Below are 13,900 nucleotides of genomic sequence, written 5' to 3' on the forward strand. Positions count from 1 at the left end.
CATGGGACTACCGGCAGCTAAACAGGGAGATCAGATCACAGCAATAGATATTCATATTATTATGATACCAACACCCGGGGGTCCGGTTCCAACTCCACTACCTCATCCTTTTATGGGTATTATTGATAATAATCTCAGTCCTGATGTAAAGATAATGGGTATGCCGGCTGCAACAGTTGATTCGATTGCTTCGAATCTTCCACCCCATATTCCACAAGGCGGACCGTTCCAGAAGCCTCCCTCAAACAAAGCAACTATAAAAATGGGAAGCGTCACGGTAAAGATTAATGGAAAAATGGCTGCAAGGAATGGTGACACAGCAATGACCTGCAATGATCCTGCAGATATGCCAGTGGGTACGGTAATTGCAGCAGGTACGGTATTTATAGGGTGATATGTATGGAAAAGGATTTTCTTGGAGTCGGTTTTGGATTTCCATTGAAAGTTGAATCCGGAAAAGTTACCTGGTCAGGGTATGAAGAATCTATTAGGGAATCTATACTGTTAATCCTGGGTACTGTAAAAGGTGAGCGTGTTATGCGGCCTGACTTTGGATGTGGGATACATGAACTTGTTTTTTCTGCAAATAATATATCCACTGCGACACTTGTAATTTTTTATGTAGAAGAGGCTTTGAAAAAATGGGAACCAAGAATCAAACTGATAAACGTTGATGCTAATCCTGATAATAACGAAAAGGTACGGATGAATATAGATATTGAATATAAGGCTATTTCGACAAATACGCGGTATAACCTTGTATATCCTTTTTACCTTGGTGAGGGATAGATGCAAAATAAAAAGCCTGTTCTGGATAACAGGACATCAGAAGAGATATATCAACAGACACTGGAACTTGCCAGTACGTACTGTCCTGAATTGACCATCCATGATGAGGCGGGATATTTTGATACTGACAATCCAGGTCTGGTATTGCTCAAACTCTTTTCGAAGATGACAGAGATGCTGATTGTACAGCTTAATAAAATTCCGGATAAACAAAGACTTGCCTTTTTTAACTTTGCAGGAATAAATCTGCTGCCGGCCAGACCATCAAAGGTTCCATTAACATTCTATCTCACAGAAGGTTCATCAGTTGCTACTGTTGCATCAGGTACAAGAGTAGCTTCATCAGATGACCCGGATGTGGTCTTTGAAACAGGGCAGGATCTAAGTGTTGTTCCGGCTGCACTTACGGCTGTTTTTTCTTTTAATCCATGGGAGGATAAATATACTGATCATTCGGAATTTATATCAGGAAGTGAAGATGGTTTTTCAATCTTTGGACAAAGTTCCAATGAAAAGCCAGTTGATCATATACTCTATCTGGGTGATGATATATTACTCAATATTCAGCGACCTGTGGATCTAATGATCCATTTTAAAGGGAGGGATCTTAAGCGGGATTTCTTTTATACGTGGTATGACAGTAATGAGAATCCTGTTAAAAACCCTAAGTTTTATAATGTAGGAACAGAAGAATTAGATATTTCTTTTCATATAGAAAAGCTGGAACCAACTTATATTAATGGGGTCAAAAGTTTCTGGTTATCAGCAAGACCAAAGAAGGATATGCAAATAGTCAAAGGAGTTAAACTACCCAGTATCTCTCACATTACTGTAGATATATCCATAAAACACATTACACCTGATATTGCCTTTGCAAATATTACACCTGTAGATCTGGCAATGGGTTTTTATCCGTTTGGAGAGGAACCAAAGCAGAAATCTGCATTTTACATAGGATCAAATGAGGCTTTTTCAAAGGAGAATGCTACTATTTCTCTATATTTCGGGTTTGAAGATGACAGGAAATTTGAAGTAAATACTTATCCATGGGAATACTGGAACGGGAGTGAATGGGAATTACTGGAATTAATAGATACTGAAAAAAAGTCTGGTGATCAGGTTAGATTTATCTGTCCTTCTATTCTTCCATTAGAAATCAACGGTCAGTTGAACAGATGGATAAGGGTAAAAAACATATATGATTATGAAAGAAAATTTGAGACAAAAGGTATTGATGATATAATCCACCGATTTCCTGAAGAATATGAAAAATATAAAAAAGATTTTTCCAGGATTTTTACTGAAATGGGCATTGCTGTCGCAGTTGAATATAAAATACCAGATCAACATCCTCCTTTTATTAAATCTTTAACTATCTCATACAGCTATCATAAAAAAGAAATTGAAAGAATTAAATCCTTAAACTATTTCCAATTTAAGGACCTTCAACCCGGAAATAAACCCTTTGCATCTTCAAATAAAAAGCCAGCTTTATATCTTGGTTTTAATAAGAATATTGCAAATATGCCGTTAACCCTTTTTTTTGCGCTTAAGATGAAGCTTTTTAATGAAACTGACAATATAATTATACATCCGGATCTTAAAGATCAATTTGATCAAGAACCGGATTATTTATTGACTGTTAAGGAACCAACTGACCTTGTATATAAATATTTCAATGGTGTTTTATGGAAAGATATTACTGTTGAAGATGAAACAGATTGCTTAGAAACAGGTGGGATTGTTAGTTTTGTAGGTCCTTCTGATATTAAACGTACCCTGGAATTTGAAAGGGAAATGTACTGGATCAAAATGGAGATCAATAAGGGTAATCGGGTGTCCTGCCCTAAATTAATAGGTATTTTTCCAAATACGGTCCGGGCAATGAACATTGTAACTGTTAAGGATGAGATACTTGGTTCAGGTAACGGGCACAGTGATCTTACACTTTCTTTTTCAAAAAAACCTATACTTGAAGGAGAGATAATTGAGGTAAAAGAGATCAGAGTTTTATCAAAAGATGAAATAACCTCTATGGTCTCAAAAAAACAGAGGGATTTACTAAAAAAGCAGGAGGGATCAGGTAAAATCCAGGAAATATGGGTAAGATGGCATGAAATAAAGGATTTTGCACTTTCTGATCCTCTAGGCCGTCATTATATTCTTGATAGAGCAAACGGCAGGATAACTTTTGGTGATGGTATCAGGGGCATGATACCTCAAAACGGAAAAAATAACATTATTGCACGGAAGTATATAAGCGGAGGTGGTAAAAAGGGTGATGTAAGAGCCGGGATGATCACATCGTTAAAAACTGCCATTCCAAATATAGAAAGTGTGGCCAACCACATCCCATCATCCGGAGGTAGTAACCAGGAGACTCTTGACCAGGCAATCGAACGCGGACCCTATACCATTAAAAGCAGGAATAAAGCTATTACTAAAGAGGATTTTGAGTGGCTTGCATATGAATCCTCACAATATGTTGCCAGGGCAAAATGCATACCTGATAATGACAGGATAAATGTTATCATAGTGCCGAAATTTGATAGTGCTGCTCCGCTACCTGACATTGGACTTCTGGATATGGTCGAAAGGTATCTTAAAGATAGAGTCTTTTTTTTAATTCTTAATAAAATAGAGGTAATTGGTCCTGATTATAAGGAAATTACTATCGATTTGAAATTCAAGCCGTTAATTACGACCGGAAGTACTATTGTAATGGATAGGATAAAAAAAAGGCTTGAATTATATCTGCATCCCTTACAAGGCGGTCACAATGGAAAGGGATGGGAGTTCGGACAGGACATTTTTATCTCAAAGATAGCGGCGTTAATCGAAGGTATTGAAGGTGTGGATTATATTACTGACATTATACTTACAAAGGACGAAAAAGAGAAAATTGATAAAAAATCAGGTGTGGAACATATCCGGATCGAACCTAATGCTTTGCCCTGCTGCGGTAATATCAATGTGACAATTGAAGGATGAGATATGCCAATTACACTTCCTGATCTTGATACTAAAACATATCAGGATATTGTAGATGAGATGCTTGCATCTATTCCTAATTATACTGATAAATGGACAAATTACAATGTATCTGATCCTGGTATTACTATACTTGAGATGGTTTGCTGGATCACAGAGGCAACATTATACAGGATAAACAAAATACCAGATGCATCATATGTCAATTTCCTGCGGCTCTTAGCAGGAGTCTCAGGTATCGATGATATCGACCGTTTGTTAGCAGATCCCAATCTTTTCAGGTCTCACAGGGATATTCTTGAATTCCTACTAGAGATCGAAACAGGAAATGAGACAAATATTATAGATATGAAAGCGGCAGCTTTAACATTTTTAAATTCACGGTACAGGGCAGTAACCAGAGAGGACTTTCGTGAACTTGCTATTGAAGCTACTGACTCTGATCTGTTCCATACCAGTGATCTCAAGGATACTGTCAGATTACTTGTTAAATTGAGTGATGCCAAAGATCATGTATCCCTTTTTATCTATGGGTCTTTTTCTTCGACTATGAAGGGACTACTTGAAAGATTTGATAGATCAGCGCCTTTATCACCATTACTTCAACAAACATTAATTGATGAATTGAACAGGTTGATCCAAAGCGGCTATATCAACAAAGAAGAATCCTTTTCAGAAGTGGAACTGAGTGACAGGACTAAAGTATTGATGCAAAAACAAGAATTGCATGGAGAAGCTCATATACTTCTAAACAGAATGCTCCTTGAAGATGCCTACCCTGATCAACTTGAAAAAATAGCTAACCGTGCTAAGGTTATCAGGGCGATCGTAGATCAATCTACGAAAGGAGAAAAGGTCAGGATAATCATTGTATCCAACAGGCGGGATAAGTATAAGGCACTTATAGAACAGGTGAAAGAATACTTAGATCCCAGACGTCTTATAGGAACAGTGATCGAAGTGAGCAGTCCTGTTTATACTGGTGTTGGGATTCATGTGAAGATAGAACCTACTTCATATGAAAAAGTAGAGATAGTCCGGGAGAATGTAAGGACAAGGATCTTGAATTATCTTGATCCTTTAACAGGTGGTTCCAAAGGCAGCGGATGGCCATATGGAAGACCCCTTATCATTTATGAGGTAGTTCAGGTGGTGGAAGATACCAACGGCGTCAAACGAACTGTCAGTGTAGTGATCGATAACGATGATGATCTGAGAATAAAAGCAATAGACGGACTTATTGATGTTTCTGTTAAAGTAGAAGTAATGGAGGAAGTTGCAGGCGATGAATTCCAAAAGTAAATACATGGAGTATCTTCCATCAGTATTTTACGAGACAGTAAAGGACGGGAAGGTTCCTTTTATCACACAATATCTTAAAATATTTGAAAAAATATTAAGTGGAATTGATGATGATGCATTAAATGGAAGAAAGGGTATCGCAGAGGTGCTTGATATCATTCCTGAATTATTTCATCCCCGCTTCTCATTCATATTTGGTGAAACGTCTTTTTTGCATCCTATAGAAAATAATAACAAAGAACTCTTCAGGAAATATTTCAATACTAATATAGATACGCAAGAGTTCATGAATATTTATGTAGATGAATTCTTAGAATGGCTGGCAAGCTGGGTAGCCCTTGTATTGAAAGAGGACTGGGATATTGAAAGAAAAAGAAAGGTTATTGCAGGTATCATTCCAATATTTCGAATGCGCGGGACTAAAAAGGGACTGGAAGAATATCTATGGATATATACTGGAACTGATGTGAATATTATTGAAGAAGTAGAACCATTTCAGGTAGGGATAAGATCGACTGTTGGAGAGAATACTATATTAGGTGGACTACCACCCTATTTTTTTATTGTTAATGTGGACCTGCCTGCATCTGATAATATAACCATAAATAACAAACGAAAGGTAATTAAGAAAATCATTGAATCAGAAAAACCTGTACATACAAATTATTCGATAAATATCAAAATAGAAGATTCATGATAATCTTTTTTTAAAGGAGATAATGTATGACAATTAAAAGGTTGAACTATTTTACCGGACAGTTCTTAGAGGAGAACGATTTTAAGGACGAACAGCAGTATCATCTAAATGCTATCAGGTCACATAGTAAGAACCTGCATATATGGGGTATTGCATACGGTCTTAATGTTACGTTTACGCGTGGTGACAAGTATGTGATGGTTTCAGGTGGTATGGCTGTTGATGGTCAGGGAAGGCAGATCATACTTGATGAGGATAAGCAGATCGATCTTTTTGCGGCTACGGCAACAACGCTTTATTTGACCATATCATACGACCAGAGCCAGAGTGACCCTACTGAGGAGACAGGAGTAAAAGGATATTCCCGCATTACGGAACATCCTGATATAAAGTACGATCCGGAAATGCCTGATGAACCTGCAACAAAGATCTTGCTGGCTAAGTTGATACTGGATCCTAACAAAATGACTATTCACCAGATCGTTATTGAGGATCGAAAATATGCTGGTGCCGTAGGAGGTGATATGGTTGTTAGAAGCTTGAGCTTCCTGCTTCCCACTTATTCGAATAAGCTGCCTGTGATGAGAGGTATCGATGATGGGGTAGAGTTTAATTCTGATAATACTACACATACTGGTAATCTTAATGTCGCTGGCATATTGACTGGAAACCTTGATAAGGATATGGTAGGTAAGGATCAAATTATTGATAGATCAGTCCCGATCTCAAAATTCAAGACCCATAAAAGGTCAAGTGAAGAGATATTAGGTGAAAAACCGATCGAGATCAATGCTAATTCTGAGAAAGAAGTACATTCTGAACTTTCTAATACACACAGGTTCTTTATAACCAGTGTACTTCCAACTACTCCTGACTCAGCTATTGAATGGAGGTGGGTTGTTAATTTTCATAGAAATCAATATTTCTATAGATTGATGGTAAAGAACCTGTCTGATAAGACAATTGGTGTCAGATTTAAATATTACGATATATTGGAAGAATAGTGTCGAGTCAATCATACAATATCGCAAGACATATGATCTGACACGGTTATGTTTTCCAGTTATTTTCAAGACGCTGATTCACGCAGATTAACGCTGATTTAAGGTTGCATCTGCGTAACCTGCACGCCATTAAGGCGTAGCAGGCATTCACTTCCTGCGGAAGTGAATGTATCAGTGTTAATCTGTGTCTAATATAATTATTGATTAATTTGATTTTAGAATTGTGCCCTATGCCCTTCATAATCCGACACTTGAAAGTTGATTTGACAATAGAGGTAGATCATGCAATCAGAATCTCAAACCAATACCCGGAACAACTCCAATGAATTCCTTAAGGAAATAACCAGAGGTATTCTATATACTCACACACGCATCAATGCCAATACCACCAGGAACTTAGAAGCGTCCTCATTTCTTTACGCACTCATAGAACTGCTGAGTGAAAAGGATATACTCTCAATTGAAGAGCTGGATGAGCGCAAAAAGCAGGTGGCACATCGGCTGGTAAATAAATTTGTAGAGAGTAAAATAGGGCTTTTGTACCAGGATCCGGAATGTGATAAATATACTTTTGAACATGAAACTGATGTCGATTGTGAGAGCAGGCGGCATATCTGCAAAGCTATATGCTGTAAATTTCCTTTTGCTCTATCAAGACAGGATGTAGAAGAGGGTGCTATCAGATGGGAATTTGGCAGACCTTACCTTATAGCTCATGATGCTGATGGTTATTGCATTCATCTGGATAGGGAGAGTTACAGGTGTACGGTATGGGAGCAGCGGCCTGTGCCCTGCCGGGGATTTGACTGTGAGGATAATGAGAAATGGAAGGTGTGGGAGGATTTTATAGAGATGATAATTAATGATGAGATGATCAAGCAGATAGATGATAGTAATGAGAAAATTTATACTGATCAGAAATCAAATGTTAATAATGATGACAAAGTTGAGGAGTAGTCATTGAACAGAGGGTGATATTATTAGAATATTTGGTACAATTCGTGATTCACAGAATAGAAATCCTGTTGCAGAGGCAAACATCAGGCTTAGTATCGAAGGTATGCAGATAGCCTCTATTTCTACTAATGAGCAGGGTGAATATGAATATACAACAGAGGAAGATTATCCGGAGCAGACACTGGACATCATCATAGAAAAGGAAGGTTTTGAAAGAAAGAACATTTCTTGCGAGATCGATAAAGCTGAAATTAAGTCAGATATTCTATTGAATAATCTTGAAAAAGGAACAAAAGAGAAAACAAGGATCTTTGGCACTATTCGAAATTCAAAGAACCGTGACCCTGTTAAGGCTGCAAGTATCACACTTAATATCGAAGGTACGCAGATAGTTGCCATCACTTCTGATGAACTGGGTGGATATGAATACACAGCAGAGGAAGATTATATAGGACAGACTTTGGATTATGTCATCCAGAAAGAAGGTTTTATAAGAAAAGATATTTCACATGAGATAGATAGATTTGAGATCAAATCAGATATCCTGATAGATGAAATTGAAATTAAGATAAAAGGAAAGGTATGCGATGAAACAGACAATCCTCTTGATAATGCCAGTATCAGTTTTTCAATAGGTAACTCAACAATAAACCTAAATTCTGATAAGGATGGATCATTCTCATTTAACATAGGCCAGCAGTTCTTGAACCAGACTATTGGATATGAAACCAGTAGAGAAGGATTCAAGATCAAGCGTGGAAAATTAACGTTGATAGAAGACCTGAAATGCATTAATTTATTTAAGGACATTCTTATTGATAATGGATCTAATAATATAAATTGGATAAAGGTAGCTGCAATTGGAATCATATTAGTCGGTATAGCTATAATTTTATTAGGGAATACAACGGAAGATATACCACCTGAACTATCAACAGATCCTGACCCAATAAACTTTGAATTTGTACCCGGAATAGGTGCTCAGACCTTTTCGATATGGAATGACGGAGACGGAACCCTGGAATGGGATGTTTACAGTGACCGGGATTGGATAATAGTATCTCCTGATGTTGGAACTGATGATGGTACGGTTTCTGTTATTTTGAATAGTGCTGGCATGTATCCAGGGAGGCATACCGGAAGAATTACTGTGGAATCAAATGGGGGAACCAAGACAGGGATGATATTTTTGCATATACCGGAAGATGGCAAACCACCATCAAGGGCACCAGAAATTCACATTTTTATGGCAGATCCTGAGTATATTGATGGTCCGGAAGGTGAAACTACTTTAAGCTGGGAAGTATCTGGTGCTACAAGTGTCATTATCGATGGAGTAGGACCTGTGGAAGTATCAAAGGGCTCAATAGACAAATGGATTTCTCAAACTACAACTTTCACTATTAGAGCTATGAATGATGTAGGAGAAGTTGCTAAATCCATAACAGTGCATGTTGAAAAGCCATATTGACTTTATATCCGGATCCACCTTCGTTTAAATTTGAACTTGGGACTCATTTCAATATAATTGAAGCGAATACAAGGACATTTTCAATTTCGAATTCTGAGGATGGAGATCTACATTAGTCAATTCATACCGAAGAAGGATATCTAAAGGAGAAGGACGAAGGCTACCATGAAAGAAGATTTTTCATTGATTGAAATGGTGGAACTTATGAAGGTAAAATAAACCTGGACCTTTTTTATAATCGTCCTTTTATCCCTCCGTAATTCGTTAAAAAAGATTCACTATAAATAAATAATGAAGATGAGAGTTCGACAGGTCTTATCTGATCGCTCACGACGATGATGGTTACTGCATTCATCTGGATAGGGAGAGTTACAAGTGTATGGTGTGGGAGCATCGGTCTGTGCTCTACCGGGGATTTGACTGTCAGGATAATGAGAAATGGAAGGTGTGGGAAGATTTTGTAAAGATGGTAATAAATGATGAGATGATTAAGCAGATAGATGATAGTAATGAGAGAATTCATACTTATCAGAAATCAAAATATAATAGAGTTGAAGAGTAGAAATTAAACAGAGGGTGATATTATTAGAATATATGGTACAATTCGTGATTCGCAGAATAAGGACCCTGTTGCAGGGGCAAACATCAGGCTTAGTATCGAAGGTATGCAGATAGCTTCTATTACTACTGATGAGCAGGGTGAATATGAATATGCAACAGAGGAAGATTATCTGGAGCAGACATTGGACATTATCATACAAAAGGAAGGTTTTGAAAGAAAGAACATTTCTTATGAGATCGATAAAGCTGAAATTAAGTCAGATATTCTATTGAATGAGCTTGAAAAAGGAACTAAAGAGAAAACAAGGATATTTGGCACTATTCGAAATTCAAAGAACCGTGATCCTGTTAAGGATGCAAGTATCACACTTAGTATCGAAGGTACGCAAATAGCTTCAATTTCTTCCAATGAGCAGGGTGAATATGAATACACAGCAGACGAAGATTATATAGGACAGACATTAGATTTTGTCATCAAGAAAGAAGGTTTCATAAGAAAAGATATTTCTCATGAGATTGATAAATTTGAGATCAAATCGGATTTTCTGATGGATGAAATTGAAATTAAGATAAAAGGTAAAATCTGTGATGAAACAGATAATCCTTTGGGTAATGCCAGTATTAGTTTTTCAATAGGTGGCTCAACAATAGATCTGGTATCTGATAAGGACGGATCATTTTCATTCACTATAGGCCAGCAGTTCCTGAACCAGACAATTGGATATGAGGCTAATAAAGAAGGCTTTAAGATTAAAAGCGGGAAATTGAAATTAATTGAAGATCTAAGATGTATCAATTTATCTAAACCTATTCCCGAGCCTATTCCTGAACCTATTCCTGATCCTAATAGATGGATAAAGATTGCTGCAATTGGAATCACATTAGCTGCTATAGCTATAATTTTAATACTGATCATAACACCTGAATTATCAACGAATCCTGATCCAATAGACTTTGATTTTGTACCCGGGACGGGTGCTCAGACCTTTTCAATATGGAATGACGGATACAGAACCCTGGAATGGGATGTTTCCAGTGACCAGGATTGGATAATAGTTTCTCCTGATAGTGGAACTGAATCTGGTACGGTTTCTGTTAGTGTAAATAGTGGTGGCATGGATCTGGGATTGCATACCGGAATAATTACTGTGGAATCAAATGGGGGAACCAAGACAGGGAGAATATCCTTGGTTATAACAGACGAAACAATATTAGATGCACCAGTAATCCATAACTTTAGTGCCGAACCTAAGCATATAGATGGTCCGGAAGGTGAAACCACATTAAGCTGGGAAGTATCTGGTGCTACTAGCGTTACTATCGATGGAATTCCTGTGAAAGTACCAGCAGGCTCAATGATAAGAGTAGTTGGAGAAAATACCCTTTTCACCCTTATGGCAACTAATGATGCTGGAGTATCTGACGTAAGAGATACCAAAGTGTATGTTGGAGTATTACCTTCGGATTTACCAATAATTGATTCCTTTTATGCCAATCCTCCTGATATTTCTGAAGGAGGGAATTCCACATTATACTGGGAGGTTTCTGGTGCTACAAAAGTTACTATCGATAGAGAAAGAATGAATCCAGTTTATGGAAATACAGTTGTGTATCCCGAGATAAATACCTCTTATGAGCTTACAGCTACGAATGAAGCAGGAGAAGCTGATAGTACTGTTACAGTGACCGTTAAAGCAGGACCCGGAGAGGGAGGTATTCTAATGCCAAAATTATCTGTAGATCCGAATAAACTCGACTTTGGCACTATATATGTGGGAGATGAAAAATCCCTGACATTCGAGATATCAAATGATGGAGGGGGAACCTTAGACTGGCGTGTGAAGAATTACCCGAAATGGATAGAAATAAAACCAATTTTAGGATCTTCGGGAATGGTTACTGTTACCAATACTGCAAGATATGAGCCTGACACTTATAAGGGAGAAATTGTGATTGATTCAAATGGTGGAAATAAAACAATAAATGTTTATTTAACCGTTGATGATATTAAATATGTCAAATATCTCGTATCTCAGGAGAAGGACTTGACCGTGCCTAATGGATTATGTAAAGATGGTACGAAAGAATGTAGACTTTTGTATAGAAATCACGGAGGTTATTACTATGCTATGGTCGGAAATTATGTTGCTTTGAACGGTAATCCCGAAAAGCTGAAAGAGATCATTTTTGAACAAAAAATTGATGATGAGATACTTCTTCATGTTGGTAAACCGTCTAAGATTTCAGATGGTATTGAACTTACTGCAGTGGAAATCGATCTTGAGGGACAAAACGTATGGCTTACATTAACTCAAGATGGCAAAGAATTAACATCAAGTAATGTTGGGAAAGGAGAAATATTCACCTATACGGAAAAACAAATCGAGGGTGAATCTGATGTACCGATGTTTGTTGCTTATGTTGAAACAATGTTTGCTGGAATGAATACAAATATGGTCAAGATACGCTATGTTTGGTCGATAATCCAGTGATCTAATTATTGATTAATATTAACAGATGAACAACTCATCCGGAAAATCAAACCAATATCAAGATCAGCTTCAGTAAAATCCGGCAGGAAATAACCAGAGGTTTATTCTATACCCATAAACCCATTAATACCAACACTACCAGAACTTTAGAAGCAACCTCGTTTCTCATTACACTTATCGAGTTGCTCAGTAAAAATTACATACTTTCTATTAATGAGATAGATGAGCGTAAAAAGCAGGTTGCAGAGCGGCTGGTGAGGTAATTCGTAGAAAGCGGCATCGGGCTATTGTATCAAGACTCTGAGTGTGATAAGTACACATTCGAACATGAAGCCTGGGTTGATTGTTTGAGCTGACTGCCTGTCTGTAAGGCTGTCTATTGTAAATTTCCCTTTGCACTCTCCAAACAGGATGTGGAATAAGGGCTCATCCACTAGGAATTTGGCAGCCCTATCTGATCGCCCATGGTGATGACTGTTACTGCGTTCATCTTGATCGGGAGACATACAAGTGTACAATATATGAACATCGCACTGTACCGTGCAGGGGATTCGGGTGCCAGGATAATGAAAAATGGCAGGTATGGCTGGATTATGAAAAGAAGGTCATTAATCCTGAACTGATGGAGCAGATTGATGAAAGCAATGTGAAGATCTACTCTTTTCCAGAAGTGAAATTAACATCGAATAGCAGTACCAAATGAGGTGAATTGAAAAATATTCTAAAAGTTAAGTGGAGGTAAATAATATGGGAGAACGAATAAAGATAGATGCCAAAAAACCTTTGTCAACAAAGGAGAATTCGGCTTCAAATAAACAAAAGACCGGTTTTCGATCTCAAAACTCACCTGTTAATCGAATCCTGTATCTTCAAAGAACCATCGGCAACCAGGCTGTTCAGAGGATGGTCAGGTCAGGGGCTTTGCAGGCTAAGCTTAGTATTGGGCAGCCCGGGTATGTGTATGAACAGGAGGCGGACCGGGTCGCGGATGAAGTGATGCAGATGCCGGAGCCAGGGGTGCAGCAGCAGGTGGGGCCAGAAGAGGAAGAAGAGATTCAAACCAAGCCGTTGCCCAGCCAGACATCGGAAGTTGTCTCAGATGTGGAGACCAGCATCAACAGCATCAGAGGTGGTGGGCAGCCATTACCAGGATCTGCCCAAGCATTTTTTGAGCCGCGTTTTGGTCAAGACTTCAGCCAGGTGCGGGTGCATACTGATGCGCGGGCGGCTGATGTGGCGCGGGCGGTGAATGCACGGGTGTTTACGGTGGGGCAGGATATGGTGTTCGGGGCAGGGCAGTATACATCAGGGACAAGGGAGGGACAGAGGTTGATGGCACATGAATTGACACACATAGTTCAGCAAAATCGATTGATCAGTAGGTCAATGAATCAAAAAAGTACCCCAATACAATTTGTTGCTCCTCCTCAAATGGGGCTTCAACAAAGATGGAAAACTTCCAGAAGTTGAAGTGTAGCGAAGGGTTTAGATAGTACTAAATATGCATTTTAATGTCTTTCAGACGCTGAATCTTAATCGTATAGTAGAACTTGCAGGAATCCGTACTTTTTTAAAAATCACATCATAACGGCATCTTTGAAATCTTTAAAATGAGGATCCCCTGTTACTACTTTTA

The 13,900-nt window shown here is 38.2% G+C and carries 11 protein-coding genes; all 11 read left to right on the forward strand.

The features are described from left to right. Nucleotide 1: 1 nt before the first annotated feature. Nucleotides 2–394: a hypothetical protein gene (locus HF974_01440; GenBank protein ID MBC2697007.1), complete on the forward strand. Its 393-nt coding sequence runs from the start codon at nucleotides 2–4 to the stop codon at nucleotides 392–394. Beyond that, nucleotides 394–789 carry a GPW/gp25 family protein gene (locus tag HF974_01445; GenBank protein ID MBC2697008.1) on the forward strand — a complete coding sequence of 132 codons (396 nt, stop codon included), beginning with the start codon at nucleotides 394–396 and terminating at the stop codon, nucleotides 787–789. Before HF974_01440 ends, HF974_01445 begins: the two co-directional genes overlap by 1 nt. Nucleotides 790–1,371: 582 nt before the next feature. After that, on the forward strand, nucleotides 1,372–3,780 hold the full coding sequence (locus HF974_01450; GenBank protein ID MBC2697009.1) for a hypothetical protein: 2,409 nt from the start codon (nucleotides 1,372–1,374) through the stop codon (nucleotides 3,778–3,780). A gap of 3 nt (nucleotides 3,781–3,783) precedes the next feature. Further along, nucleotides 3,784–5,082 carry a hypothetical protein gene (locus HF974_01455; GenBank protein ID MBC2697010.1) on the forward strand — a complete coding sequence of 433 codons (1,299 nt, stop codon included), beginning with the start codon at nucleotides 3,784–3,786 and terminating at the stop codon, nucleotides 5,080–5,082. Next, complete coding sequence (locus HF974_01460; GenBank protein ID MBC2697011.1) at nucleotides 5,066–5,779, forward strand: hypothetical protein; 714 nt, start codon at nucleotides 5,066–5,068, stop codon at nucleotides 5,777–5,779. The genes HF974_01455 and HF974_01460 overlap by 17 nt, the downstream gene beginning before the upstream one ends. 26 nt (nucleotides 5,780–5,805) lie before the next feature. Then, nucleotides 5,806–6,783, forward strand: a complete 978-nt coding sequence (locus tag HF974_01465) for a hypothetical protein (GenBank protein ID MBC2697012.1) — start codon at nucleotides 5,806–5,808, stop codon at nucleotides 6,781–6,783. Nucleotides 6,784–7,065: 282 nt separating this feature from the next. Then, entirely contained in the window at nucleotides 7,066–7,740 is a 675-nt protein-coding gene (locus HF974_01470) for a YkgJ family cysteine cluster protein (protein MBC2697013.1), read from the forward strand. Nucleotides 7,741–8,008: 268 nt separating this feature from the next. Further along, nucleotides 8,009–9,211 carry a hypothetical protein gene (locus HF974_01475; GenBank protein ID MBC2697014.1) on the forward strand — a complete coding sequence of 401 codons (1,203 nt, stop codon included), beginning with the start codon at nucleotides 8,009–8,011 and terminating at the stop codon, nucleotides 9,209–9,211. 379 nt (nucleotides 9,212–9,590) lie between these two features. Continuing rightward, complete coding sequence (locus HF974_01480; protein ID MBC2697015.1) at nucleotides 9,591–9,773, forward strand: hypothetical protein; 183 nt, start codon at nucleotides 9,591–9,593, stop codon at nucleotides 9,771–9,773. Nucleotides 9,774–9,876: 103 nt separating this feature from the next. Next, nucleotides 9,877–12,264: a hypothetical protein gene (locus HF974_01485; GenBank protein MBC2697016.1), complete on the forward strand. Its 2,388-nt coding sequence runs from the start codon at nucleotides 9,877–9,879 to the stop codon at nucleotides 12,262–12,264. Between the two features lie 747 nt (nucleotides 12,265–13,011). Then, entirely contained in the window at nucleotides 13,012–13,734 is a 723-nt protein-coding gene (locus tag HF974_01490; GenBank protein ID MBC2697017.1) for a DUF4157 domain-containing protein, read from the forward strand. Nucleotides 13,735–13,900 lie beyond the last annotated feature (166 nt).

This window comes from ANME-2 cluster archaeon (assembly GCA_014237145.1).
GTDB lineage: Archaea > Halobacteriota > Methanosarcinia > Methanosarcinales > Methanocomedenaceae > Methanocomedens_A.

Bases quoted from the DNA above. Each gene is read 5' to 3' on its own strand.
- HF974_01440 (MBC2697007.1), top strand. From the start codon at position 2: ATGGGACTACCGGCAGCTAAACAGGGAGATCAGATCACAGCAATAGAT.
- HF974_01450 (MBC2697009.1), top strand. From the start codon at position 1,372: ATGATCCATTTTAAAGGGAGGGATCTTAAGCGGGATTTCTTTTATACG.
- HF974_01455 (MBC2697010.1), top strand. From the start codon at position 3,784: ATGCCAATTACACTTCCTGATCTTGATACTAAAACATATCAGGATATT.
- HF974_01460 (MBC2697011.1), top strand. From the start codon at position 5,066: ATGAATTCCAAAAGTAAATACATGGAGTATCTTCCATCAGTATTTTAC.
- HF974_01465 (MBC2697012.1), top strand. From the start codon at position 5,806: ATGACAATTAAAAGGTTGAACTATTTTACCGGACAGTTCTTAGAGGAG.
- HF974_01470 (MBC2697013.1), top strand. From the start codon at position 7,066: ATGCAATCAGAATCTCAAACCAATACCCGGAACAACTCCAATGAATTC.
- HF974_01480 (MBC2697015.1), top strand. From the start codon at position 9,591: ATGGTGTGGGAGCATCGGTCTGTGCTCTACCGGGGATTTGACTGTCAG.
- HF974_01485 (MBC2697016.1), top strand. From the start codon at position 9,877: ATGCAGATAGCTTCTATTACTACTGATGAGCAGGGTGAATATGAATAT.
- HF974_01490 (MBC2697017.1), top strand. From the start codon at position 13,012: ATGGGAGAACGAATAAAGATAGATGCCAAAAAACCTTTGTCAACAAAG.